Source organism: Dyella sp. Tek66A03 (assembly GCF_052567735.1).
The window spans coordinates 109,083-134,612 of sequence record NZ_CP199584.1 but is presented as its reverse complement, the minus strand read 5'-3'; the positions used below and the strand labels follow the sequence as shown (position 1 = coordinate 134,612).

General features: G+C 64.9%; 23 protein-coding genes. 10 read left to right on the top strand and 13 right to left on the bottom strand.

The window, feature by feature from the left end; all coding sequences use genetic code 11:
• Window positions 1–103: 103 nt before the first annotated feature.
• The 5 genes from ACT01B_RS00590 to ACT01B_RS00570 all read right to left on the bottom strand — a co-directional run bounded on the left by ACT01B_RS00590 (window position 104) and on the right by ACT01B_RS00570 (window position 6,008).
• On the bottom strand, window positions 104–2,431 hold the full coding sequence (locus tag ACT01B_RS00590; RefSeq protein ID WP_445145472.1) for a phosphomannomutase/phosphoglucomutase: 2,328 nt from the start codon (window positions 2,429–2,431) through the stop codon (window positions 104–106).
• A gap of 68 nt (window positions 2,432–2,499) precedes the next feature.
• Window positions 2,500–2,970 (bottom strand): dUTP diphosphatase, encoded by a 471-nt coding sequence (gene dut / locus ACT01B_RS00585; RefSeq protein WP_445145471.1) that lies wholly within the window; start codon window positions 2,968–2,970, stop codon window positions 2,500–2,502.
• Complete coding sequence (gene coaBC, locus ACT01B_RS00580; protein ID WP_445145470.1) at window positions 2,967–4,172, bottom strand: bifunctional phosphopantothenoylcysteine decarboxylase/phosphopantothenate--cysteine ligase CoaBC; 1,206 nt, start codon at window positions 4,170–4,172, stop codon at window positions 2,967–2,969. The genes dut and coaBC overlap by 4 nt, the downstream gene beginning before the upstream one ends.
• A gap of 137 nt (window positions 4,173–4,309) precedes the next feature.
• Entirely contained in the window at window positions 4,310–5,209 is a 900-nt protein-coding gene (locus ACT01B_RS00575) for an SDR family oxidoreductase (protein ID WP_445145469.1), read from the bottom strand.
• Between the two features lie 58 nt (window positions 5,210–5,267).
• Complete coding sequence (locus ACT01B_RS00570) at window positions 5,268–6,008, bottom strand: SDR family oxidoreductase (RefSeq protein WP_445145468.1); 741 nt, start codon at window positions 6,006–6,008, stop codon at window positions 5,268–5,270.
• 115 nt (window positions 6,009–6,123) lie between these two features.
• Between ACT01B_RS00570 and ACT01B_RS00565 the strand changes: the two genes are divergently transcribed.
• From ACT01B_RS00565 to ACT01B_RS00550, 4 genes are all read left to right on the top strand, one after another.
• The gene (locus tag ACT01B_RS00565) at window positions 6,124–7,032 is read left to right on the top strand and encodes a LysR family transcriptional regulator (RefSeq protein ID WP_445145467.1); all 909 of its coding nucleotides are present in this window, start codon (window positions 6,124–6,126) and stop codon (window positions 7,030–7,032) included.
• Window positions 7,033–7,141: 109 nt separating this feature from the next.
• Window positions 7,142–7,813, top strand: a complete 672-nt coding sequence (radC, locus tag ACT01B_RS00560) for a RadC family protein (RefSeq protein WP_445145466.1) — start codon at window positions 7,142–7,144, stop codon at window positions 7,811–7,813.
• Window positions 7,814–8,282: 469 nt separating this feature from the next.
• Window positions 8,283–9,974 carry an arginine--tRNA ligase gene (gene argS, locus ACT01B_RS00555; protein ID WP_445145465.1) on the top strand — a complete coding sequence of 564 codons (1,692 nt, stop codon included), beginning with the start codon at window positions 8,283–8,285 and terminating at the stop codon, window positions 9,972–9,974.
• Window positions 9,975–10,703, top strand: a complete 729-nt coding sequence (locus ACT01B_RS00550) for an SPOR domain-containing protein (RefSeq protein ID WP_445145464.1) — start codon at window positions 9,975–9,977, stop codon at window positions 10,701–10,703.
• A 176-nt stretch (window positions 10,704–10,879) separates the two neighbouring features.
• Here the strand turns inward: ACT01B_RS00550 and ACT01B_RS00545 are convergent, their stop codons facing one another.
• From ACT01B_RS00545 to speA, 5 genes are all read right to left on the bottom strand, one after another.
• Window positions 10,880–11,740 (bottom strand): NAD(P)-dependent oxidoreductase, encoded by an 861-nt coding sequence (locus tag ACT01B_RS00545; protein ID WP_445145463.1) that lies wholly within the window; start codon window positions 11,738–11,740, stop codon window positions 10,880–10,882.
• 16 nt (window positions 11,741–11,756) lie between these two features.
• Complete coding sequence (locus ACT01B_RS00540) at window positions 11,757–12,947, bottom strand: DUF3734 domain-containing protein (RefSeq protein WP_445145462.1); 1,191 nt, start codon at window positions 12,945–12,947, stop codon at window positions 11,757–11,759.
• Between the two features lie 16 nt (window positions 12,948–12,963).
• Entirely contained in the window at window positions 12,964–13,704 is a 741-nt protein-coding gene (locus tag ACT01B_RS00535; RefSeq protein ID WP_445145461.1) for an acetoacetate decarboxylase, read from the bottom strand.
• A gap of 225 nt (window positions 13,705–13,929) precedes the next feature.
• On the bottom strand, window positions 13,930–14,715 hold the full coding sequence (locus tag ACT01B_RS00530) for a 3-hydroxybutyrate dehydrogenase (protein ID WP_445145460.1): 786 nt from the start codon (window positions 14,713–14,715) through the stop codon (window positions 13,930–13,932).
• A 113-nt stretch (window positions 14,716–14,828) separates the two neighbouring features.
• The gene (gene speA / locus ACT01B_RS00525; protein WP_445145459.1) at window positions 14,829–16,718 is read right to left on the bottom strand and encodes a biosynthetic arginine decarboxylase; all 1,890 of its coding nucleotides are present in this window, start codon (window positions 16,716–16,718) and stop codon (window positions 14,829–14,831) included.
• Between the two features lie 573 nt (window positions 16,719–17,291).
• Here speA and speE point away from each other — a divergent pair.
• Window positions 17,292–18,146, top strand: a complete 855-nt coding sequence (gene speE, locus ACT01B_RS00520; protein WP_445145458.1) for a polyamine aminopropyltransferase — start codon at window positions 17,292–17,294, stop codon at window positions 18,144–18,146.
• A 53-nt stretch (window positions 18,147–18,199) separates the two neighbouring features.
• Here the strand turns inward: speE and ACT01B_RS00515 are convergent, their stop codons facing one another.
• The gene (locus ACT01B_RS00515; protein WP_445147551.1) at window positions 18,200–18,385 is read right to left on the bottom strand and encodes an antitermination protein NusB; all 186 of its coding nucleotides are present in this window, start codon (window positions 18,383–18,385) and stop codon (window positions 18,200–18,202) included.
• A gap of 181 nt (window positions 18,386–18,566) precedes the next feature.
• Here ACT01B_RS00515 and ACT01B_RS00510 point away from each other — a divergent pair, with 181 nt between their 5' ends.
• The 5 genes from ACT01B_RS00510 to ACT01B_RS00490 all read left to right on the top strand — a co-directional run bounded on the left by ACT01B_RS00510 (window position 18,567) and on the right by ACT01B_RS00490 (window position 23,603).
• On the top strand, window positions 18,567–19,598 hold the full coding sequence (locus ACT01B_RS00510; protein WP_445145457.1) for a hypothetical protein: 1,032 nt from the start codon (window positions 18,567–18,569) through the stop codon (window positions 19,596–19,598).
• Between the two features lie 408 nt (window positions 19,599–20,006).
• Window positions 20,007–20,639 carry a nucleotide-binding protein gene (locus tag ACT01B_RS00505; RefSeq protein ID WP_445145456.1) on the top strand — a complete coding sequence of 211 codons (633 nt, stop codon included), beginning with the start codon at window positions 20,007–20,009 and terminating at the stop codon, window positions 20,637–20,639.
• A gap of 33 nt (window positions 20,640–20,672) precedes the next feature.
• Window positions 20,673–21,146, top strand: coding sequence for a SixA phosphatase family protein (locus ACT01B_RS00500; protein WP_445145455.1), 474 nt, complete (start codon window positions 20,673–20,675; stop codon window positions 21,144–21,146).
• Between the two features lie 17 nt (window positions 21,147–21,163).
• Window positions 21,164–21,709, top strand: coding sequence for a YceI family protein (locus ACT01B_RS00495; RefSeq protein WP_445145454.1), 546 nt, complete (start codon window positions 21,164–21,166; stop codon window positions 21,707–21,709).
• 22 nt (window positions 21,710–21,731) lie between these two features.
• Complete coding sequence (locus ACT01B_RS00490; RefSeq protein ID WP_445145453.1) at window positions 21,732–23,603, top strand: phospholipase D-like domain-containing protein; 1,872 nt, start codon at window positions 21,732–21,734, stop codon at window positions 23,601–23,603.
• Window positions 23,604–23,638: 35 nt separating this feature from the next.
• On the opposite strand, the gene ACT01B_RS00485 is transcribed toward ACT01B_RS00490, so the two are convergent.
• Together ACT01B_RS00485 and ACT01B_RS00480 are read right to left on the bottom strand one after the other, a co-directional pair.
• Window positions 23,639–24,166: an energy transducer TonB gene (locus ACT01B_RS00485; RefSeq protein WP_445145452.1), complete on the bottom strand. Its 528-nt coding sequence runs from the start codon at window positions 24,164–24,166 to the stop codon at window positions 23,639–23,641.
• A gap of 28 nt (window positions 24,167–24,194) precedes the next feature.
• The gene (locus ACT01B_RS00480) at window positions 24,195–25,478 is read right to left on the bottom strand and encodes an acetyl-CoA C-acetyltransferase (protein ID WP_445145451.1); all 1,284 of its coding nucleotides are present in this window, start codon (window positions 25,476–25,478) and stop codon (window positions 24,195–24,197) included.
• Between the last annotated feature and the right edge of the window lie 52 nt (window positions 25,479–25,530).

The window sequence follows — 25,530 nt, the reverse complement described above, 5'->3', positions numbered from 1 at the left end:
GTAGCGGGGCGCGAAAGCCGCTCACCGGGGCACCGTGAAAGCGGTGCAACGGCTGGCCTCGGTGGACGGTTTTGGAGCCCCCGCAACCCGCCTTCAACCCGCTCTAGAACGGCAGTTTCAACGACGGGTCAATGGCCAGCAACTGCGCACGGAACACGTTCTGGATGCGCTCCAGCGCCGCCGCATTGTCCGCGTCGAAACGCAGCACCAGGATTGGCGTGGTGTTGGACGGACGCACCAGGCCCCAGCCATCCGGCCAGTCGGCGCGGACACCGTCGATAGTGGTGAGCGTGGCGTCGCCAAACGTCGCGCGCTGGCGGAATTTCTCGATAAAGCGGTAGTGCTCGCCTTCCACCATCTCCACCTTGAGTTCTGGTGTGGAAACGCCCTTCGGACAGGTGGCGAAGATCGCTTCGGGGGTACGCTCTTCCGGATCGCCCGACAGGATTTCAAGCAGTCGCGCGCCCGCGTAGATGCCGTCGTCGAAGCCGTACCAGCGCTCCTTGAAGAAGAAGTGGCCGCTCATTTCGCCGGCCAGTTCAGCACCGGTCTCGCGCATCTTGGCCTTGATCAGCGAGTGACCGGTGCGCCACATCAGCGGGCTGCCGCCGGCGTCGAGGATTTCACCCTTCAAGTGACCCGTGCATTTGACGTCGTAGATGACCGTGGCACCGGGCTGGCGCGACAACACATCGCGCGCAAACAGCATCAGCGTGCGATCGGGGAAGATGATTTCGCCTTCCTTGGTGACCACGCCCAGGCGATCGCCATCGCCGTCGAAGGCGATGCCCAGGTCGGCGCCGGTCTCCTTCACCGCGAAGATCAGGTCTTCCAGATTGTGCGGATCGGACGGATCGGGGTGATGGTTCGGAAAGGTGCCATCGACGTCGCAGTAAAGCGGGATCACGTCGCAACCGATGCCTTCGAGCACCTGCGGCGCGACCGCGCCCGCGATGCCATTGCCGCTATCGACCACGATCTTCAGGCGACGCTCGGCCTGCACGTCGGAGGTAATGCGCTCGATGTAGTCGGGCAGCACATCGACATGGCGCAGATTGCCCTTGCCGTCGCGTTCGAGCCCGTTCGCGGTGATACGACGGTAAAGATCCTGGATGGCGCCTTCGGACAGTGTCTCTCCGCCCACCACGATCTTGAAGCCGTTGTAGTCGGGGGGATTGTGGCTGCCGGTGACCGCCACGCCGGAGCCCGTGTTGAAACGGTAGGCGGCGTAATAGACCACCGGCGTCGGCACGGCACCAATGTCGATCACATCGATGCCCGCCATGCGCAGTCCGTCGGACAGGGCGCCAGCCAGTTCAGGGCCGGAAAGGCGACCATCACGGCCCACCACGATCTCCGCCAGTCCCTTTTCGCGCATGACGGCGCCGATCGCCTGACCGAGCAGGCGGGCCACGTCCTTGGTCAGCGAGGTACCCACGACGCCGCGCACGTCATAGGCGCGGAAGATGGTGGGATCGACCGTCACCTTTACCGGCGCGGCCGGCGCGGACTTGGTGGGGCGGGGAGCCGCGAGCTTCGCTGGCTCCGGGTTGTTGTCGATCATGTCGGACAAAACAGTTTCCTCAACTTGCACGCCAGACTGGCGACGCGGGTGACTGCGCAGCCAGAACAGATATAACCCGCCGCCAAGGGCGAGCAGACTCAGCAACGCCGTCAGCGGCCACACTTTCGGTAGCACGATGTACGCCGCCGGCAAGGCGGCCACCACGCTCAACGTACTGCCATCCACCGGTTCGCTTCGATCAGCCTCGCGCTCGGCCGATGGCTCGCCCGACGACAACAACCGCATATCGCCGCGATCGTCACCCTGCCGGAGTTCCAGTCTGCCGCCTGCAAGCGGAATGGATTCGAAACGCTGCTGCAAGGGCCCGAACGGCAACTCCACCCAGACCCAGGCCTGCGGGTGCCGGGATGGGCCAACCGGCAGCACCAGGGTCAGGTGGCGTTCGCCCTGGCCACCGGCGACGGTTTGCGCCAGCGTCTCGCCGTCAGCCGTTTGCGCGGCCATCAACTGGGCGGCTTTGCCGTAGCCGAACACGCGGTAATTGGCGTGGATGACTTCGTCGAGGCCGCCGCTATAGACATTCAGTGCGAGCGCCTGCGGGATTTGCTGGTGCAGGGCGACGGCCGCCTCGGCAGGATCGGCGACAAGAGTGGCGGCGTCGTCGGCGTCGAGCACCGCCTGGACACGGCCGCGCTCGCTGGCGATCTCCGCGGCCAGCAACTGGGCCACCTGCTTCTGGGCCGCATGGACCCGCTCGATGGCGCTGCTTTCGCCGGCGATCAGCCAGGTCTGCCACAGGCAGAACAGCCCGATCAACACCAAGAAGGTGCCCACTGCCAGTGGCAGCAGGCTGCGCCACTCGATGGTCCCGGCGAACGATCGCCTTTGTGCGCTGATTGTTGCCATGCCCTGTCCCCAAGCAGGTAGTGCGGCCGTTCGGCATCGCGGGCGCCTTCGGCGGCCGGATGGAAAGCCTAGTTAACTCCGGTCGAACCGAAACCGCCCTCGCCCCTCTGCGATGGCGCGAACTCCTGCACCACGTTCAACCGCACCTGCCCCACCGGCACCAGCAACAGCTGGGCGATGCGATCACCGACGGCAATGGTGTACGGCTGCGTGCCACGGTTCCAGCACGAAATCATCAGTGGCCCCTGGTAGTCGGCATCGATCACGCCGACCAGGTTTCCCATCACCAGGCCGTGTTTATGTCCCAGGCCCGAACGCGGCACGATCAGCGCGCACCAGCCTGGATCACCAATATGTATGGCCATGCCGCTCGGCACCAGCATGCTCTCGCCGGGCTGCAGGGTCAGCGGCGCTTCGATGGCGGCACGCAAATCCATCCCCGCGCTTCCCGCGGTCGCCGGCTCGGGCAACGGAATGACATCCCCAAGCCGCGGATCAAGAATTTTCAGCTCGACATCAACGCCCTGCCCACCCCTCATGCGCGCACCGCCCGGTAACGCTCAGCCACCTTGGCGACCAGCTGATGCGCCAGCTCCGTCTTGGAGGTGCGCCCCAGCTCGGCGACGCCGTCGGGCCAGTAGAGGGTCAACGCGTTGTCGGCAGCCTCGAAACCGAGGCCACCACCGACCTGGTTGGCGGCAATCATGTCCAGTCCCTTGCGCTGCAGTTTATCGCGCGCGTATTGCTCCACATCATGCGTCTCGGCAGCGAATCCAACCAAGAAGGGGCGCACGGTTTGCGCGGCCAGTGTGGCGAGGATGTCCGGATTCTCCGCCAGGTTCAGGACCAGGGCCGCGCCGTCATGCTTCTTGATCTTCTGGCTGGCCACGCTCGCGGGGCGGTAATCGCCCACCGCGGCGGCGGCGATATAGATGTCGGCCTGCGCGGCCGCAGCCACCACGGCATCGCGCATCTGCGCCGCGCTGCGAACGTCAACGCGCCTCGCGATACCTTGCGGTGTCGGCAAACTCACCGGGCCGGCCACCAGGGTGACCTCGGCACCTTCTTGTGCGGCCGCGTCAGCCACAGCGAAACCCATCTGACCGGAACTACGGTTGCCGATGAAGCGCACCGGATCGATGTCTTCGTAGGTCGGGCCCGCGCTCACCACCACTTTCAAGCCGCGCAGCACCGCCTGGCCGAACGACGCCACCATCGCCTCACGCAACGCCAGCGGCTCCAGCATGCGACCCGAGCCGATATCGCCACAGGCCTGGTCGCCCGAGGCGGGACCCAGCAAGCGCACGCCGCGCTGGCGCAAGGTATCGATATTGGCCTGCACGGCCGGATGCGCCCACATCTGCTGGTTCATCGCCGGCGCCACGTAGACAGGTGCGGCGCTGGCCAGGCACACCGTGGTGAGCAGGTCGTTGGCCATGCCGTGGGCGAGGCGGGCGATCAGGTCGGCGCTGGCCGGTGCGATCAGGATGCGCTCGGCCCAACGCGCCAGCTCGATATGGCCCATGGCCGCTTCGGCCTCGGCGTCCCACAGGCTCATGCGTACCGGCTGACCGGAAAGTGCCTGGAAGGTGGTGGCGCTGACGAAATGCGTCGCGCCCTCGGTCATCACCACGCGGACGTCGGCGTCGAGATCGCGCAGCCGGCGCACCAGTTCGCACGACTTGTAGGCAGCGATGCCGCCGGATACGCCCAGCAGGATGCGGCGTTGGGCAAGACTCATGGTGTGGGACCTGACAACCGGTTAGGGGCGTAGCTTACCGGAATCGCAAGGTTCTCCCGGTGACACCGCGTGGTGGAAACCATTGGCTCGTGCAGCGGGTGAAAGCCGGTGAAGCTGATGCTCCCCGGCTCCACGCTTCATGCCACGGTATGCGGCCTGAGGATGTCTTCCAAGCCGATGCGGCGGAGCAGTTCGGCTCTTACCCGATCGGCCACACCGTTGACGATTTCCGCGCCGTCCTGCGACGGATCGATATGCACGCGGAACGGGCGCTTGCCGAACGGCGCATCGACGAGGGCGACGATCGCGTCTGCCACCGCTTGCGGGTCGGCATCGGCCGGCTCCAGCGCGGCCAGGCCTTTGAAGGCCACCTCGCCGAAGTCGGCGGTCGGGCCGCTGGCATAGACTTGCGCCACGGAGGTATCGGCGGGCGCGCCGGCATGGGCGAAGTGATTGGTGCCCTGGGTGAAGGCACCGGGTACGACGATGGTTGTCTCGATTCCCCAGCGCGCCAGCTCGCCCGCGTAGCTCACCGCCAGCGAATCCATGGCCGCCTTGGCGGCGAAGTACGGTGCCAGATAGGGCGGCGTACCACCACGAACGCTACTGGACGACACCCACACCACCAGCCCTTGCCCCTGTTTGCGCAGTTGTGGCAACGCGGCGCGATTCACGCGCTGGGTGCTCAAGACATTGACATCATAAAGTTCCGCAAACTGCTCGGGCGTGAACGCCTCGGCCGGCCCGTACGACATATGGCCGGCGTTGTGCACCACCACGTCGAGGCGGCCATGCGCGGCAACGATCTGCGCGATGGCGGCGTCGACCGACGCCTGCGACGCCACATCCATCTCGATCGGGCGCAGGTCGATGCCGCGTTCGCGCGCATCGTGCTGCACGTCAGCCACGCGGGTTGCGTTACGGCCCAGCGTTTCGCGCATGCCGGCGTAAACGGTGTGGCCGGCATGGGCCAGGGCACGGGCGCTCATCAGGCCGAAGCCGCTGGACGCGCCGGTCACGACAATGACGTATTTCATGAGGTGATCTCCTAGCTGAAAAAGCGCACCGCACCAGGGCGGCACGAGGAAGTTGGCTTCAGACCATGCCGCCATTGGCGCGCAGTACCTGGCCATTCACCCAGCCGCCGTCCGGGCCGGCAAGAAAGGCCACGACATTGGCGATGTCCTCCGGTTGGCCCAGACGCTCCAGCGGCGGCATCTTGGCGAGCTGGTCGATCAGCTCCGGCGACTTGCCCTTGAGGAACAGGTCCGTGGCCGTCGGCCCCGGCGCCACGGCGTTGACGGTGATCTGGCGACCACGCATCTCCTTGGACATCACATGGGTCAGCGCTTCCACACCCGCCTTGGTCGCCACGTAGACGGCATAAGTCGGCATATTCAGGCCCACGACGCTGGTGGAGAAGTTGACCACCCGGCCACCGTTGCGCAGGCGCTTGGCCGCTTCGCGCATCGTGTTGAAGCTGCCTTTCAGGTTGACCGCGATGGTGCGATCAAACAATGCGTCATCGCTGGCGGCGATGGTGGCCAGTTGCATGACACCGGCGGCATTGACCAGCACGTCCACACCACCGAAGGCCGCCTCTGCCGCGTCGAACAGGCGCTGCACCGCCGCTGGATCGGCCACGTCGGCCTGCGCGGTCAGCGCACGACCACCTGCTGCCTCGATCTTGCGCGTCAAGGCCTCGGCGGAGGCCATATCGCCGGCGTAATTGATGACAACGGTAAAGCCATCGCGGGCCAGGCGCTCGGCGATGGCGGCGCCGATACCGCGCGAACCACCGGTGACCATCGCAACTTTGGACGTTTGTGCAGACATGGGAGTCATCCTCGATAAGGCCGACGGTTTGTCGGTGGAGAGAGGATGGACTTTTCCATCGGGCGGATAATCTGCTCAAATCCGCCATCATCATTCGGTTTTTGGGAACAAAGCCGTGGACAAGGTCGATGCCATGCGCCTGTTCGCACGTATCGTGGAGCGCCGTAGCTTCACGCTCGCGGCGCAGGATCTCGAACTGCCGCGATCCACGGTGACCGAGGTGGTGAAGCGGCTGGAGTCGCGCCTGGGTGCGCGTCTGCTGGAACGCACCACCCGGCAGGTCCGCCCCACCTTGGATGGCGAGGCTTATTACCAGCGCTGCGTGGCCATTCTTGCCGAGATCGAGGAGGCCGAGGCCGCCTTCACCGGCGCCAAACCGAGCGGCCTGTTGCGTGTGCACGTACAGGGCACGCTCGCGCGCCACTTCATGCTCCCCGGCCTGCCCAGCTTCCTGGAGCGCTACCCCGGTATCCAGTTGCGCATCGGCGAAGGCGACCGCTATGTCGATCTCGTGCGCGAGGGCGTCGACTGTGTCTTGCGTGTCGGCAAGCCGGCCGACAGCAGCATGGTCGGCCGCCAGGTGACCGTGCTGGAGGAGGCCACCTGCGCCAGCCCCGGGTATCTCGAACGCCACGGCATGCCGCGATCGCCCGACGATCTCGCCGGTCACTGCATGATTGGCTTCGTCTCATCCGCGACCGGTAGCGTGATGCCGCTGGAGTTCCTGCTAAACGGGGCGCTACGGCAGATCACACTGCCAGTCACCACCAGCGTGGCCGGGGCAGAAACCTACGTCGCCATGGCGCGGCTGGGCCTGGGCCTGATCCAGGTGCCGCGTTACCGCCTGCAGGAGGATTTCGCCCGCGGTAGTTTGGTCGACGTACTGCCTGGCTTTCCGCCCTCATCGTCACCGGTCTACGTGCTCTATCCTCAGAATCGGCAGTTATCTCCGCGGGTGCGGGTATTCGTTGACTGGCTGGCCGCCGAGTTCGCCACGCGCATGCCGCCGCGGGCCGACTCTTGAAACCCTGTTTACCGCCAGCCTGGACTCACCGTTCCCCGGCAGTCCCTCCGACACGAGGCTCAGCGCCGCCCTGATGGGCAACGGTTGATCCCGCCATGAGGATGCGTGGATGAGCATTCGTGAATGGCCGGAACAGGAACGTCCCCGCGAGAAGCTGCTGGAGCGGGGCTGCCAGGCACTATCCGATGCCGAACTGATTGCCGTGCTGCTGGGCAGCGGCCTGCCCGGCAAGGACGCCATCGCGCTGGGCCGGGAACTGCTGAGCAGCAGCGGCGGACTGACCGCGCTGCTGGGCGACCCCAGCGGCACGGTGCGGTTGCGCGGCATCGGTCCGGCCAAGCGGGCCCGCCTCATCGCGGCACTGGAACTGGCGCGCCGCTCCCTGGGCGAACAACTGACCGAACGCCCCAGCCTGGGCAACCCACGCGACAGCGGTCTCTATCTGCGCGCCCGGCTGCGCCACCTGCCCTACGAAGTGTTCGGCTGCCTTTATCTCGACAATCGCCACCGCGTGCTGGCGTTCGAGGAGTTGTTTCGCGGCACCATTGATGGTGCCAGCGTGCATCCGCGCGAGGTCGTCCGCGCTTGCCTCCGCCACAACGCGTCGGCGGTGATCTTTGCGCACAACCATCCCTCGGGCGTGGCCGAGCCGAGCGCCGCCGATCGCGCGATCACCTGCGAACTGCGCGATGCACTGCAATTGATCGGCGTGCGCGTACTCGATCATCTGGTGATTGGTAGCGGAGAACCGGCATCCATGGCGGCACTGGGGATGCTTTGACGGCAAAAAAAAGAACAACGGCGCGGGGGAGGCCGCGCCGTGTAGCCGTCTTGTGGGGAGAAAGGAGAGGAACGGCAATCTCCCTGTCCCCGCCAGCGGGGAGGTGCCGGGGGAACGAGATAAGTGTGGCAGTGCCGCATGACAGCGAAATGACGTGGCGACGACTTTCTCCCGCGGCTTGCGCTTTGCGACTTATGCACATTTGGCTGCGGGCGGCCCTTTCCAGTCCACTACTGCCTCGCTCCTCAGATGTACATCGCAAATACATGAAATATCGTGCTATTTTTCATGACAATGCAATTTCTGTCGGAAAACAGAGGGGTGCGCCAATGCACGCTGTCATCTTCCCCACAGACTTATCCACAGGCTGCCCATCCGCAACGCAGCATGTCGGATGGCCCTGGCCAGACCGGCTCAGTCGACGCCGGTCTGATAGGATTGTCGGTTCCATCGTCGCCCGACTAATGCCGTGAAAGAACAGCTGCGCGAACTGCTGCTGCAGGCTATCCGTACCCTGCAGAACGATTCCACCCTGCCGGCGGATCTCGAAGTGCCCAACTTCGTGATCGAGCGCGCGCGCAGTCTTGAGCATGGCGATTTCGCCGCCAACGCCGCCATGCTGCTGGCCAAGCCGGCGCGGGCCAAGCCGCGCGAGCTGGCCGAGAAGCTGGTCGCTGCCCTGCCCGCCAATACACTGGTGAAAAAGGTGGAGATCGCCGGCCCCGGCTTCATCAACTTCTTCCTGGCGCCCGGCGCGTACCACGACGAATTGGGCCGCATCATGGCCGAGGGCGATGCCTACGGCCGTAGCACCAGCGGCGGCGGCAAGACCGTGGGCGTCGAGTTCGTCTCGGCCAACCCGACCGGCCCGCTGCACGTCGGCCACGGCCGTAACGCGGTGCTCGGCGACTGCCTGAGCCGCCTGCTCGAGGCCACCGGCTGGAAGGTCAAGCGCGAGTTCTACTACAACGACGCCGGCGTGCAGATCCAGAACCTGGCTGTCTCGACGCAGGCGCGCGCGCGCGGCCTCACGCCGGACGATGCCGGTTGGCCCCAGGACGGTTATCGCGGTGACTACATCGCTGAGGTGGCCAAGGCCTACCTGGCCGGCGAGTCGGTGATGGCCGATGGCCATAGCGTGACCGGTGCCAGGGATCCGGAGAATCTGGAAGCGATTCGCCAGTTCGCCGTCGCCGCGCTGCGCCACGAGCAGGACCTGGACCTCAAGGCCTTCGGCGTCGGCTTCGACGTGTACTTCCTGGAATCCTCGCTCTACACCGACGGCAAGGTGGAAGAGACCGTGCGCGGGCTGGTCGCCCATGGCCACACCTACGAGGAAGGCGGCGCGCTGTGGCTGCGCTCGACCGACTTCAATGACGACAAAGACCGCGTCATGCGCAAGTCCGACGGCAGCTACACCTATTTCGTGCCGGACGTGGCCTATCACCTGACCAAGTGGCAGCGCGGCTACGAGAACGCCGTGACCGTGCTGGGCTCCGATCACCATGGCTCGCTGGCCCGTGTGAAGGCCGGCCTGCAGGCGCTGGATGTCGGTATTCCCAAGGACTGGCCGCATTACGTGCTGTACCAGATGGTGACGGTGATGCGCGGCGGCGAGGAAGTGAAGCTGTCCAAGCGCGCCGGCAGCTACCTCACCTTGCGCGACCTGATCGAGGAAGCCGGCCGCGATGCCACGCGCTACTTCCTCATTTCGCGCAAGGCCGACTCGCAGCTGGTCTTCGACATCGACCTGGCGCGCTCGCAGAGCAATGACAACCCGGTGTACTACATCCAGTACGCCCACGCCCGCGTCTGCCGCGTGCTGGAAGAACTGGCCGAACGCGGCCTGCCGGCGCTCGACACGGTGGCCGGCATCAAGCAGCTCGCGCGGCTGGACAGCGAACACGAGCAGGCACTGTTCACCGAGCTGTCGCGCTACCCCGAAGTGGTCGAGGCCGCCGCCAGCAATCTGGAACCGCACCTGATCGCGCAATATCTGCGCGAGCTCGCGGGCGCCCTGCATAGTTATTATCACGAGCACAAATGGATCGTGGATGACGTGGAATTGCGCAATGCGCGCATTACGCTCGCCGTCGCTACGCGCCAGGTCATACGTAACGGTCTTGATTTGCTGGGCCTCAGCGCCCCGGAGAAGATGTAAATGGCAGCACGCAAGGGCAAAGGTCGGCAGGCCGTCCGCAATAACAGCGGTGGCATGCCGGGCTGGGGTTGGGCCGTCATCGGCATCCTGATCGGTGCCGTGCTGATGTTCGTGGCACGTGGTCATCTGCCGATGGCACCGCGCCCCAACGATGGCCCGCAACCCAATCCTCAGGCCACCGCCCAGCGCGGCAGTGACGCCGGTGCCGCGGCCTCGGAATCCACCTCGGCCACCGACAACGCGCCGGCGCCGAAGAAGCCGCAATACGACTTCTATTCCGTGCTATCGGAAAAGGAAGTGCGCATTCCCGATGCCGTGATCAGCGCCCAGGCGAAGGCCGAGCAGCAGCAGAAGCAGCAGGCCCAGCAGGAGGCCCAGAGCGCTGCCCAGCAGCAGGCCGCCCAGAAACCGGTGAATGCGCCGGTCGCGGTCGCCGAGGCCATTACCGCCGCCCCGGAGGCAGCAGTGAAAGCGCCGGCGCCGGCAGCCGGTGCGAGTGGCTACCTGTTGCAGGTCGGCGCGTTCCCGAGCCCGTCCGATGCTGAGACGCTCAAGGCCAAGCTCGCCATGCAGGGTTTCGTCGCCAATGTCGCCGCCGTCAACGTCAACGGCCAGACCTACAACCGCGTACGCCTCGGCCCGTTCCACTCGGCCACCGAACTGGAAACCGCCAAGCAGCGCCTCGCTTCGGCCGGCATCAATGCGATTGCGTTGAAGGAAGGCAAGTAAGGCATCTTCTGCACTCGGCGAAACAAGAAAGGCCGTGTCTCCCGACACGGCCTTTTTTTCGAAACGCCAGGGGTTGTCTGAACGAAGTCGTCATCCCAGCGGCTCTCAACAGCCGAAGGGCTGGTCAAGCTGGAATGACGGGAAAAGGCCTTTTTCAGGCCTCCCCGCGGTACAACTTAGCTCTTGCGCTTCAAACGAATCAACGCCGAAATGTCATCATCGCCATAGCCCTGGCTCATCAGTTCCGCGTAGTCGGCCAGCGAGCGTTCGATCACGTTGCGGCTGGTACCGGCACCTTCGGCAATGCGCTGCACGATCCCCAAGTCCTTGTGCAGCAGGCCCAGCTTGAAGCCGACGCTGAACTCGTTGCGCAGCATGGTGGCGCCGCGCTTTTCCAGAAACCAGTTGCCGGCTGCGCCGGCCCCAAGCGTGGGCAGCAGGCGTTCGGGATCGAGGCCCAAGGCTTCGGCGAGCGCGAGGCCTTCGCACACGCCTTGCGCGATGCCCGCCACCAGCACCTGGTTCACGGCCTTGGTCGCCTGGCCGGCGCCAACGGCGCCCAGATGCGTAATGCGCAACGCATAGGCTTCCAGTACCGGGCGGGCGCGTTCGAGCACGTCGGCATCGCCACCCACCATCACCGATAGCTTGCCGTTTTTCGCACCTTCCACGCCGCCGGATACCGGTGCGTCGAGAAAGCGCGCACCGACCGCGGCCAATCGTGCGGCAGCCTGCTTGGCCGTGTCGGGTGCCACGGTGGAATGATCCACCACGATGGCGCCCGGCTTGAGATGCGGAGCAAGCGCGTCGATCGTGCCGAGCACGTCGGCGTCGGCGGTGACGCACAGCGCGATCACATCGCACTGCGCAGCAAGCTCGGCCAACGGCGGCGCGATGACGCCCAACGCTTTCGCCACGGCATCGGCGTTGGCCTGGGTGCGGCTGGCTACCGCATGAAGCAGGCCGCGCGCCTTCAGATGCCCTGCCATCGGCGTGCCCATGGCGCCGAGCCCGATAAATGCTGCCTTGAGACTCATGGTGTTTCCTGGTTGATCAGTCGTCGCAGTGGACGTCGTGGGTAATAAAGGGATGTTCGGCGCTCGGCCGTTCGAACCAAGTCGGCTCGGCCATGGTGCATTGCATGTCGTCCAACCCGGCATTCCAGTGCTGGCGCATGCTGTCGATGCTGAACTCGTAGTCTTTGTAGTGTCCTTCGTAAGGCTTGTTGCGATAGATGAGGTGGAACAGGTTAACCAGGGCACCGCTGGCGTAGATCTCGGCGTGGCGATAGGCGGGATGGTTGCGCTGGTCTTCCGGCACCAGGGCCATCACATCGTGCAATACCCGCTCCTGCCGTTGCCGCAGCCCCATATATTCGGTGATGAGGCGTGTGCGGCTGGAGAACTGAATGTCCTTCGTGCGTGAGGTCACTTCCGCCAGATCGCGCGGCAACCCGCCCCGTGAACTCCACAAATCCACCTGGAAGATCAGTGCGTCGCGCCGCGTTCCGTCCGATAACACCTTGTAGAGCGGCGTATTGGAGACCATGCCGCCATCCCAGTAGAACTCGCCATCGATCTCGATCGCGGGAAAACCGGGCGGCAAGGCACCTGACGCCATGAAGTGCTCGACCCGCAGCGGGCCTTCCGTGTTGTCGAAGTAGGCGAAGTTACCGGTGCGCACATTGACTGCGCCCACCGACACGCGCATCGACGTCTTGTGATTGATGCGATCGAAATCGACCAGTCGCTCCAGCGTGAGCTTCAACGGCGCCGTGTCGTACCAGCTTGTCGTTGCCGGCGAAGCATTCCACTGCAGCAGTGGAAAGGGTCGCGGATAGAAGAAGCCGGGCTGCCCCTCGGTGAGCGCGCGCAACGCGGCCCAGCCGCTTAGGGCATTTTGCCAGGACAGCTCCCACGCACCCGGTTCCAGCGGCGGCGTGGGCCACACCGGCATCAGCTGCGGGCGGCATATGGTTTGCCAGAACTCGCGCAAGCGTTCGACCCGATGCTCCGGCGCGTTGCCGGCGATGATCGCCGCGTTGAGCGCACCGATGGAGATGCCTGCAACCCAGTTAGGATGGATGCCAGCCTCATCCAGCGACTGGTATACGCCTGCCTGATACGCTCCCAGCGCGCCCCCGCCCTGCAATACCAGGGCAGTGACCTGGTATTGCTTATGGTGCTCTCGCACAAGGTCAAGATCGGTCAACTCAAGTGCTGAACTGTTCTTACGGACGTCCATACGGATAAACCCCGGTTCAATCGGCTAGATAGTCGTACACGACGGTGCCCAGGTCGAGGGTCAGGTCGGTGATGAAGTGGAGGGCCGACTCCACTTTCAGCACCGGCAGGTCGGCTACTGGTGCCAGCGCATGCGGGTGTAGTTCCAGTGAGGCCGGGCCGGTCCAGGCACCTTTGAGCGTGACGTTGGTGGTGTAGTAGCGGACCAGCTCGCAAATGCGCGGCGTGCCATCCACATGCGGGATGATCTTCAAGAGGTAGTTGGGTGCCGCCAGTCCGGCCAGGATCGCATCGCGATCGGCCTCGCGGTGCTTGAAGCCCATGGTGGCCTTGGCCACGCGCACCTTGCCGTAGTCGAGCGTACCGACAATGGTGTCGATCTCGGTATCCAGCACCGGGCTGGCGAGTTTCTTCGGGAAACCCCACAACTCGCGGCCGCCGGCGATCGGTGGGTGGTCGTTGAGGTACATCGAGTGCACATAGCTGCCGCGCTCGCCGCGGAAGCTCACGGGGATCACCTGGCCCGACTCGGTGTAATCGCCGAAGCCGGTGGAGTCGGGCATGCGGATGAATTCGTACTTCACCAGCGCTTGATCGATCTCCAGCGGTTCGGGTACCACCGCGCGCAACGCGTCCAGATCGGTACGATAGGTGACGACGAGGAATTCGCGGTTGACGAATCGATACGGGCCCGGTGGAAACGCCGGGCTGGTCAGCGGCATGGCGAAAGCATTGGCTATGACGTCGGCAATCTTCACTGGCAATCCTCTGTTAGGGGCGAGGTGAGGGCGGGGAGGCCGAGCCGCATGCATGCCCGATCGGTCCGCGAGCGGGGACACGCAACGAAGATGCTTCGCGGCAGGCCGTTTCCGGCACCGCGACAACCATGCCGGCAAGCAAGCCCGCCGGCGCGTCCCTTCGTTCGGGCATCCTCGCTACTCGTCTCTGGCGCTCGTTGCTGGCTGCATGCGGCGCGCGGTGCGCTACTGCATATACCAGCCGTGGCTGACCACGATGGATTGCCCGGTCAACGCGGCCGACGGGAACGTAGCGAGATACAGCGCCGTCTGCGCGATGTCCTCGACCGTGGTGAACACGCCATCCACGGTGTCCTTGAGCATCACGTTCTTGATCACGTCGGCCTCGCTGATACCCAGCTCCTTGGCCTGCTCGGGAATCTGCTTTTCCACCAGCGGCGTGCGCACGAAGCCGGGGCAGATCACATGCGATCGCACATTGTGCGCCGCGCCTTCTTTCGCCAGCGTGCGCGCCAGGCCGAGCAAGCCATGCTTGGCGGTGACGTAGGCCGACTTTAGTTTGGACGCTTCGTGCGAATGCACCGAGCCCATATAGATCACGATGCCGCCGCGGTCGTCCTTGTACATGTGCTGGAGCGCGGCCTTGGTGGTAAGAAAACCGCCATCGAGATGGATGGCCAGCATCTTCTTCCAGTCGGCGAAGGCGAACTGCTCGATCGGATTGATGATCTGCACGCCGGCGTTGGAAATGAGAATGTCCAAATGACCAAACGCGGCGACCACCTTGTCGGTGCCGGCGTTGACAGCGGCCTCGTCGGTCACGTCCATCGCGATACCGATGGCCTTGCCGCCGGCTGCCTTGATTTCGTCTGCCGTGGCGTCTGCCGCCTGCTGATTGATATCGGCGATGGCGACCGCCGCACCGTTCTTCGCATACAACTCGGCGATTGCCTTGCCGAGGCCACTGGCCGCGCCAGTGATAAGTGCCACCTTGCCGTCGAGACTTGCCATAACCACTCCTGCATTGATGGGGAACGGGGAAGCTTGAACAGTTGCTGGTTGTGCAACCAGCCCTTGTCTAGCGACTCGGGCTGGCACACCTCACAGGGCGGTGGCTTGAACGTTTAGCGCACGCCCTCGGACAGATAGGTATAGCCGGTCAAACCTTCGTTGAGCGTGACGAAGAGCTGCTCGGCCGCATCGCCCTGGACGCCCGCGGCAGCGATGCGCTCGCGATAGCTGCGACGCAGGACTTCCAGGTCGTAGCCGACGTAATCGAGCATGAGATCGGTGGTATCGCCACGACGCTTGTGCGCAAAGACGTACGAGTCGCCGTCCACTCTCACGTTCACCGCATCGGTATCGCCGAACAGGTTGTGGATGTCGCCCAACGTCTCCTGGTAGGCACCGACCATGAAGATGCCGAGGCGATAGCTCTCGTCCTCGTTCAACGCATGCAGCGGCAGGCTCACGTCGACACCGTCGGCATCGACGTAGTGATCGATGCGGCCATCGGAGTCGCAGGTGAGATCGACGATGACGCCGCGGCGGGTGGGCTCTTCATCCAGGCGCGCAATCGGTGCGATCGGGAAGATCTGCTCGATTGCCCAGATGTCCGGCACCGACTCGAACACCGAGAAATTGACGAAGTACTTGTCGACCAGCTTCTCGTCCAGCTCGTCCAGCGCCTGACGATGCGAACGCTCGGCGGGCAACAGGCGCAGACGCACAGCATTGGCAATGGCGTAGTACATATCGTCCAGCCGCGCGCGGTCGTCCAGCGTGAGCTGACCCAGCGCATACAAGGTCTGGCCTTCGACGAGGTGATGCTGCGCCTCATGGAACAACTCAAGCGCGGGACGCGCGTCGAGTTCCGCCCAGGTCTCGCGCAGGCGACGCAACACGGCCGGTTCGGCTTCGTGTGGTGCCGGAATATTGCCGGCGGGGACCGGCTCCACCTCGGTCACGTTCACCACCATCACGGCGTGGTGAGCGGTCATCGCGCGACCGGCCTCGGTGATGATGTGCGGCGCCGGCAGGTTTTCTTCGGCGACCGCTTCGGCCAGCGACTGCACGATGGTCGCCGCGTATTGTTCGATCGAATAGTTGATGGAGTTGTGGCTGCGCGAACGCGAGCCTTCGTAGTCCACGCCAAGGCCGCCGCCGACGTCGACGATCTCCAGCGGCACGCCCATGCGCTTGAGCTCCACGAAGTAGCGTGTGGCCTCGCGCATGCCCGAGGCGATGTCGCGCACGTTGGAAATCTGCGAACCCATGTGGAAATGCTGCAGCTTCAGCGTGTGCTTGAGGCCGGCCTGGTCGAGGCGCTCCACCAGGGTCAGCACCTGGCTGGGCGAGAGGCCGAACTTGCCCTTGTCGCCGCCGGTGTTTTGCCATTTGCCGGCGCCGATCGAGGCGAGGCGCACGCGCACGCCGAGCAGCGGCTCGACATTCAGCGCCTTCGCTTCGCTGAATACATGATCCAGCTCGGACAGCTTCTCGATCACGATGTGCACGCGCAGGCCGAGCTTGAGGCCGATCAGCGCCAGCCGCACGTATTCGCGATCCTTGTAGCCGTTGCAGATCACGATGCTGCCGGGGCGGGCCATGGCCAGCACGGCCATCAGCTCGGGCTTGGAGCCCGCTTCGAGACCGAAGCCATGCTCGCCGGCCGCCACCAACTCGCCGGCCACGCCGCGCTGCTGGTTCACCTTGATCGGATAGACGGCCGTGTAGCCGCCCGCGTAGCTCCACTCGCCGATGGCCTTGGCGAACGCATCCTGCAGCCGCTTCAGGCGGTCGGCAAGGATGTCGGGGAAGCGCACAAGCAGCGGCAGGCGCAAGCCTTCGGCGCGGGCGCGGTCCACGATGGCCGGCAGCGATAGCGCCGGGCCTTGGGCGCCGCGCGGGCGCATGACGATATGACCTGCTGCATCCACGTCCACGTAGCCGTCGCCCCAATGCGGGACGGCGTAGGTGTGGCGGGCAGCATCAATGTTCCAGTGCTTCGACATGGAGGGCTCCTTGTACAACGGGCGTGTGACACCCTGAACATGTCGTCGCAGCGGCGAGCCTTGACGCGCTTGCTCGGTAAGAGCACGAAGTCAGCCGGCCGGAAGCCTCGCACGCCGCGGGGCCGGGTTGACTTAAGGGATGCTCTGACCCATTTCCTGAGGGCGGCATGATGTCCAGAAAGCCTGCAGGGTGTGGGGCGTGGCGCTGCGCAGGCTGGCTGCCTGGGCGAGCCGCGCGCTACAGCCTGCGGGCTTTCTGGGCATCACCCGAAGGGCCGGTTCTGTCTGTCCTCCGGTGCGCGCCGCGTCGTTTCGACAGGCAACCAGCCTGTCTTCATCAACGCAACACGCACCGGAGGACAGACAGAACCGGTGACGCCCTCAGGAAATGGGCCAGAGCATCCCTTGGCCCGCTGGCGGAATCGCGTGACGGGCCGGACCGGTATTGTAACGGCCTGCTGTGACAATGTGCCTGCGGCGGTTGGCTCCGTTGGCGCCCAGTAGGCGCCCCCTTGAGGCCATTACGGCTACAATCTGCGGCCCTTAACCCGTCAAGATTCCCCAGGATTCGCCATGTCGCAGCATCCCAGCTGGTTCACCGAGGCCCACCAGGCCTCCGGCTCCTCCATCGGTTACCGCGTGGAGAAGCTGCTTCATGCCGAGAAAACCCCGTTCCAGACCATCGAGATCTACCAGACCACGGACTGGGGCAACCTGATGGTCATCGACGGCTGCGTGATGCTGACCAGCCGCGACAACTTCCTTTATCACGAGATGATGACCCACCCGGCGCTGTTCACCCATGCGCGCGCCAAGCGCGTGGTAATCATTGGCGGCGGCGACTGCGGCACCTTGCGTGAAGTGCTCAAGCACGAGGAAGTGGAATCGGCCGTGCAGGTCGAGATCGACGAACGCGTCACGCGCCTGGCCGAGGAGTACTTCCCGGAGCTGTGCGATTCCAACCACGACCCGCGCGCCGAGCTGCTGTTCATCGACGGCATCAAGTACATGGCCGAGGCCGAGCCCGAATCGCTGGACCTGATCATCGTCGACTCCACCGACCCGGTGGGTCCGGCTGAAGGTCTGTTCAACGCCGCGTTCTACTCCAGTTGCTACAAGGCCCTGCGCCATGGCGGCATCCTGGTGCAGCAGAGCGAATCGCCGCTGGTGCACCTGGAACTGATCAAGTCGATGCGCTCGGCCATGCGTACGGCCGGCTTCAGCGCCGTGAAGACCTTGCCGTTCCCGCAGCCGTGCTACCCCACCGGCTGGTGGAGTTGCACCATGGTGCGCAAGGGTGGCGACCTGGCAGGCTTCCGCGAGCGCGGCGCTCTCAGCAAGAACTTCCCGACCCGCTATTACAACGCCGAGATCCACAAGGGCGCACTGGCCCAGCCGGAATTCATGCGCGAAGCGCTGGGCGAATAGTCCTCGCCGTATCGGTAGGAGCGCACAGGGTGCGCTCCTACACAAGCTTGAACTCAGAACAGCGTCGACCGGACCTTGGGCAGCACCACCAGGAGCAGCGTCGCGAGCGGCCCGATCACCAGAGACAGCAGAAACCACAGCAGGCCGCTGCGATTCTTGCCCTGGGCAAGACCCGCATTGATCAGCGCCAGCGTGCCCCAGCCGACAAACCAGGGCGCCGCACGCCCATCGGCCAACATCGAAAAGTCGTTCACTACCCGTCTCCTGTTCTGCGCAGGATGATAGAGACACCCCGAACGCTGCGAAGCGGCCATGCTATCAAGCCCAGACGCTTTCTCCCGCCCCAGGCCTACCCCTGGATCAGGCGAGCTTAATGCGGGAGCAGTATGCTGCGTGCTTCGTTTTGCGAAGGATGACACGATGCTCGGACGGCGCCTCCTAACGCTCGGCCTGGTTTTTGCCGCCGTTGCGAACCCGGTTTTTGCGGCTCAATCACGCGCCACCGGCCATTCGGCGACGTCCACGGAGGCCCAACAAGCCGCGCGTCGCAAGGCCCTGGTCGCCTTTCAACGCGACCTCGTCAGCGTCATCGCGCCCCAGGCGGAGCCCCTGCCACTGCTCGGCGGCGCCTTGCTGGCACGCCCCTTGGCCGACCAGCCCGACTTCAACAGCTTCCACAGCCTGATCGAGCGCGCGGCCCAGGCGCCCAATGCCGGCCCCGAGATCAGCTGGACCCGGCTGACCGATTGCGACGCCAAGGCGGACGCCTGCCCGAATCCCGACGCCCTCACCAAGCTCGTCGCCCAGGCGCCGGACAACGCCGCCGTGTGGCTGCTGAAGCTGGGCCTCGATAGCCATGACGACAAGGGCGCGGTGGCTCGCGAGGACCTGGCCAAGGCAGCCGCGGGCAAGCTCTATGACGACTACACCGGCGCCAGCCTCAAGGCACTGGCCACCACGGTGACCTTGCTGCCGCCGCCGCCCGCGGTGATCAACCCGCTCTCCGCCACCGGCGCCTCAGGCGTGCAGGTGATGATGGTGTTCGGCCTGGCCGGCACGCAACCGCAGCCTGGGCTGCAGGCCACCGCACGATTGTGCGAGGGCGCCGGGGACGACAAGTCGATCAAGGACGACTGCCTGAAGCTGGGCAAGATCCTGGAATGGAGTTCCAGCCCCTTGGCCCGTTCGCTCGGCCTGCATTTGCGCGAGGTCCTCTCGGACGACCCGGCCCAACAGGAAGATGCCCGCCGCGCCCGCCGCAACCTGGTATGGCAGGTGGAGAATTTCGGGCAACTGTCCGCACGCGCCCAGGGCGATTTGGGCCTGGCCCAGCATCTGCTGACGCTGGCGCGCTCCGGCGGCACCGAGATGAGCCTGCTGCTGACCGCCTTGCACGACTTCAACATCACCGTCGATGCACCTGCCGATTGGGAGCCGAACAAGGCGGGATGACGATGGGAGCCCCGTTAACAGGCTCTAGGGATGCTCTGATCTATTCAACGGTAGTGTCACCGGTTCTGTTTGCCCGCAGATGCGCGCTGCGTCGGCGCACGCGGGGAGAGGACATGGATGTCCTCGGCTTTGAGGAGCGAGGAAGGCAGGCTGGCTGCCTGTCGAGACGGCGCGGCGCGGAGCTGCGGGCAAACAGAACCGGCCCTTCGGGTGATGTCCAGAAAGCCCGCCAGCCGCGGCGCGTGGCTTGCCCAGGCGGCCAGCCTGCGCTGCGCCACGCCCCACACCTGGCGGGCTTTCTGGACATCATGCCACTACCGTTGAATAGATCAGAGCATCCCTAGGTCTTGCGTCGCTGCCCCACCCTTCGTGTAGGCTGGGCGCCAGCTTGGACACAGGGGCAGCATCATGCTGACGGTACTGGTAGCAAGCAGCAAAGGCGGTTGTGGCAAGAGCACGCTGGTCACCCAGCTGGCTTCCCATTGGGCACAGGATGGCAAGCACACGGCCATCGTCGACGCCGACCGACAAAAGTCCGGCTTTCGCTGGGCCGCGCAGCGCCCGGATAACGTGCCGGGCGTGCTGGCGCTGGAAGGCGGTCGTAGATCGCTGGAGAAACTCCCCCCCGATACCCAACGCGTGCTCATCGACACGCCTGCCGGATCGCAGGAACGGGACCTCGAACCCTATCTTGAGAAGGCCGACGTGCTGCTGGTGCCGGTGTTGCCGTCAACCTTCGACCTCAATGCCACGTTCGATTTCCTGGAGCACTTGCGGGAGATCAATCGCATCAAGCGCGGCAAGCTACCGGTCGGCCTGGTCGGCAATCGGCTGAAACCTTGGACCCACGCCAGCCAGGACGCCATGGAGCAGCTGGCGGAGCGCTCACCGTTCCCGATCGTGGCGCAACTGCGCGACAGTCAGGCGTATGTGTTGCTCACCGCACTCGGTAAGGGCATCTTTGATTACGCTTCGGAAAACGTCCGGAGCCAGCAGGAGGACTGGAAGCACCTCCTGCGTTGGATCAAGCGCCAGCAGTGACCGCAATGCCGCGCCACCTTGGAGTCAAAAACCATGCACGAACTCATCCTGTTGCGTCACGCCGAAGCCCAGCCCGCCACGACCGGCGGCGACGATCACAACCGGCGCCTCAGCGGACGCGGCGAGCAGGAAGCCCGGGCTGCCGGCAAATGGTTGGCCTCGCATGGCGTGAAGCCCGATCGCGTGCTGTGCTCTCCATCCGAGCGCACCCGCAACACGGCCACCCTGGCCTTGTCCGCGATGAAGCATGTGCCCGAGCCCGAGTTCACGGACGACATCTACGACGCCACCCCGGGTGAGTTGCTCGCCCTGCTCGATCAACACGGCGATGCCAGCACCGTCATGCTGATCGGTCACAACCCCGGTATCGAACGCTTGGTCGCCCTGCTGGTCGAAGGCCGCTCGGATGAGTTCCGCGGCATGCCGCCCGCCGGTCTCGCCGTGCTGCATCTCAGCGGCGCGCTGGAACCGGGTAACGCACGACTGGATGCCTTCTGGTCGCCGTGATTCCGCGCTTTCCAGGCTTGCTTGCCGTTCTTCTGCTGGCCGTCCTGCCAGTACATGCCGCTGATTACCGTATTGATCCCGCCCGCTCGCACGCCGCCTTCGGCGTGCGCCTGCTTTGGCTGACCCAGGTTACCGGCCGTTTCGAGCAGATCAACGGCGACGTGACCTTGAGCAGCTTGCACGACACCGCCGTGGTCGATGCGCAAATCGCCGTCGACAGCATCCAGATGAGTTCGGACCGATTTCGCCGCTGGGTGTTGGCCCCGGAATTCTTCGATGTGGCGCACTATCCTGCGATCCACTTCGTTTCCGATCCCATCTCGCTGGCCAAACTGGAAAAGGGCGGCGAGCTGGGTGGCACGCTGACCTTGCGCGGCGTCACGCGCCCGGCGCATTTCGAACTGCTGCCATCGAGCTGCCCGCTAAGCGCACCCCAGGACTGCGTCATCTCCGTGCGTGGCACGATCCAACGCAGCGACTTCGGCATGAACGGACATCACACGGCGGTGTCGGATCGTGTCGACCTGGGCATGTCGATCAGCCTGGATTACGCCAAGAGATAACAGCAGCCCGTATCATCGGCGCATGATTCAGCGCTGGATCGCCTTTTCCATTTTGCTTGTCGCGATCCTGGTCTCCTCGGGATGCAGTGTGTCGCCTACACGCATCCATCGCGCCGACGCCATCGTCGCCGCGGACATGCAGCACCCGCTGGACTGCGACCGCGCCGATCACTGCGCCATCGATTCCCCGCTGCTCGATGCCGCGCACGATGCGCTGGCCAGCTCCACCGAAGCGCAACCGGTACACGCGGTCACCCTGCTCAATGACAGCGAGGCCGCGATGGTGGCGCGCCTCAACCTGATTCGCGCTGCGCAGCACTCGATCGATGTGCAGACCTATATCTGGGATCAGGACGATGCCGGCCAACTGGTGCTCAACGAACTGCTGAAAGCCGCGCGGCGTGGCGTCAAGGTGCGCATTCTTGCCGACCAGCTGTTTTCATTCGGCGACCCGGCCCTGCTCAATCGTCTCGCCAGCGCGCACGAGAACCTCGAGGTGCGCCTGTACAACCCCACCTTCCATGAGGCGCAGACCTCCGCGGTGGAATTCACCGCCGGCATCGTCTGCTGTTTTCGCAAATTCAACCAGCGCATGCACAACAAGCTGTTGCTGGTGGACAACGCCATTGGCATCACCGGCGGGCGCAACTACCAGGATCGCTACTTCGACTGGGACGCCGATTTCGACTATGTCGATCGCGACGTGATGGTCGGCGGTCCGGCCGCGCTCGCGATGGCAGCGAGCTTTGAAACGTTCTGGAAGCACAAACGCTCAACCCCATTGACCCACCTGCGCGACGTCAACCGGCGCATCCTCGACGGCGACGGAGCGCAGCCCTGGCCGCCGCCGCATTACGCGCATCCGCAGCGCGTGGCGCGCGTGCTGGACGAAGCCGAAGACGGCGAGTGGCTGGACGATGCCTTGGTCAGCGAGACCTTGCGCACCGGTCGCGTCGACTATTTCAGCGACTTGCCCGCCAAGACCGAACAGCCGCAGCAACACGACGCGCGCGAGTTCACCGCGCATGTGATGCGACTGGTCGGCGCCGCCAAGCACGAGGTCGTGATGCAGACGCCGTACCTCGTACTGAGTCAACGCGCGCAGGACATTTTCGCGAACCTGCACCAGCGCGAGACGCCGCCACGCATCATCGTGTCGACCAATTCACTGGCCTCGACGGATGCGTTCGCCGTGTACGCCATCTCGTATAAACACCGCAAGCGTTATCTCAAGGACCTCGGTTTCGAGATCTACGAAATGAAACCGCGCGCCGCCGGCCCGGCCGATGACAATGCCGAGGCCAGTGCGGACGATGCACCGCCACCGGCCGAACAAGGCGAGCACGGCAAGGCAGCCCGACGTCGCATCGGCACGGAACGCGGACTGCTTGGCAGTCGTAGCCAGGCCCGGCGCAATCGGCCGGCGCCGCTGACCGGCGAAGGACGACGCTTCGGACTGCATGCCAAATCCCTCGTGGTGGATGACGACTTCGCCATGGTTGGCTCGCACAACTTCGACCCGCGCTCGGACCACTACAACACCGAGGCCGGCGTGATCGTCTATGACGCGCGCTTTGCCAACGAGTTGCGCGAAAGCATCCTGCGCGACACCCAGCCCGAAAACGCCTGGGTCGTCGCTCCACGCCAGCAGAGCAGCCTGAGCCTGGCGATCGGCAATATCTCCGCCAGCCTGCCGATCTTCGACCTGTGGCCCTACCGCTATGCCACCAGCTACGAGCTCAAGGCAGGCTGCACGCCGATGCGCCCGAGCGATCCTGCGTTCTTCAGCTGTTACACACCGGTGGGCGACTTCCCCGATGTCGCCAGTTCGCCCAAGCTGATCTATACGCGCTTGATCACCGCGTTTGGATCGAGCGCCATGGGTGTGTTGTAGAACGCTGGCTGTCTACTCGGGGCCTGTTCTCTATCTCAAGGGAGACGCGCGACAGGGCCCGCATCGTCGCCAAAGCGCATCACCAGGACGCCGTCCAGCCCATCGGGATGATTCGCCGGCACGGCAAAGCGCCAGCCCAGCGCGGTGCGCACGGCGCGGTCATCCAGCCCGGCATGGCCACTGGATTCGGCGACCGAAGCGCGTTTGACCCGGCCACTGCCGTCGACCGAGAGATGCAGGAGGACGCGGCCACTGACCGCTTCCGGCGCGCCAAACCAGGCGGCGGAAGCCGATGGCATGTCGACGGGGGTCAAGGTCGGCAAGGGCGTGGGGCGAACGGGTTTGGCGGCCACCTTATGTGGCTTGGCCGCCGCCACGGCGCGCCGGGCCTCATGCATGGGGCGCACATGCCGCGGCGCCGGCGCGCGTGCGCGCGCGACATGCGCGGGCTGCGCAGCCGCGGGACCCTGCCAGTGGTCGGTCAGGCTGCTCAGCCATGCCGTGCCGACCACGCCAACGGCCAGCACCAGGAGACTCAGGCTGGCGGTAGTGCGCAGTTTCACCACGAAAACGGCGGCCGGACCGGGCCGCTCAGCGTTCCAGGATGGCGGTAACGCCCATGCCGCCGGCGGTACAAATGGAGATCAGGCCACGGCCCGAACCCTTCTGCTCCAGCAACTTGGCCAGCGTGGCGACCACGCGTGCGCCGGTGGCGGCAAACGGATGACCCGCGGCGAGGCTGGAGCCATGCACATTGAGCTTGGCCGGATCGATCGAGCCCAGCGGCTGCTCGAGGCCGAGGCGATGCTTGCAGTATTCAGCGCTTTCCCACGCGCGCAACGTGCACAGCACCTGGGCGGCAAAGGCTTCGTGGATTTCGTAGAAATCGAAATCCTGCAGGGTTAGTCCATGGCGCGCCAGCATGCGCGGCACCGCCACGGTGGGCGCCATCAACAAGCCCTCGCCATGGACAAAATCGACCGCCGCCACTTCGGCGTCGCGGAAATATGCCTGGACCTTGAGCCCGCGCTTGGCCGCCCAGTCATCGCTGGCCAGCAGCACCACCGCCGCGCCATCGGACAAACCGGTGGAATTGCCGGCCGTGAGCGTGCCGTGGCCCGAGGTTTTGTCGAACGCCGGTTTCAACGAGCCCAATTTTTCCAGGCTGGAATCCGCACGCAGGAAACCGTCGCGCTTAAGCCCACGGAACGGCACCACCAGGTCATCGAAGAAGCCCGCCTCATAGGCAGCGGCCAGTTTCTGGTGGCTTTCCAGCGCCAGTTGGTCCTGCGCCTGGCGGGCGATATGCCATTCCTTGGCCATCTTCTCGCAGTGATCGCCCATCGACATGCCCGTGCGCGGCTCGGCCACGCCCGGGAACGCCGGCTTGAATTCCTTGAACGAGAAACCCTGGGTAGCCGCGCGCAGCTTGTCCTGCCAGGACTTTCCGCGGTTGACCGCGAGCAGGCGCTTGCGCAGGCGTTCGCCCAGCACGATCGGCACGTCGCTGGTGGTGTCCGAACCGCCGGCCATGCCCGCCTCGATCTGCCCGGTGGCGATCTTGTTGGCGATGATGATGGCATTGTCCAGCGAGGTGCCGCAGGCGCGCGCCGTGGTGATGCCTGGCGTGGTCGGGGCCAGCCCCGAGGAAAGCACCGCCTCGCGGGCCAGGTTCCACTCGGACGGGTGCTTGATCACGGCGCCCATGGCCACTTCGCCCAGCTCGACGCCATGCAGGGCATAGCGTTCCACCAGCGACCCAAGCACCTTGACCGACATGCCGAAATTGCCGACATCGGCGTAGGCGGTGTTGTTGCGGCAGAACGGGATGCGGATGCCGCCGATCACACCGACGCGCTTGAGCGTGTTTTCCATGGCCAAAACAAGTCCGAAAAGCCGAGTCCTCAAGGCTAACCCGCCGTGCAAC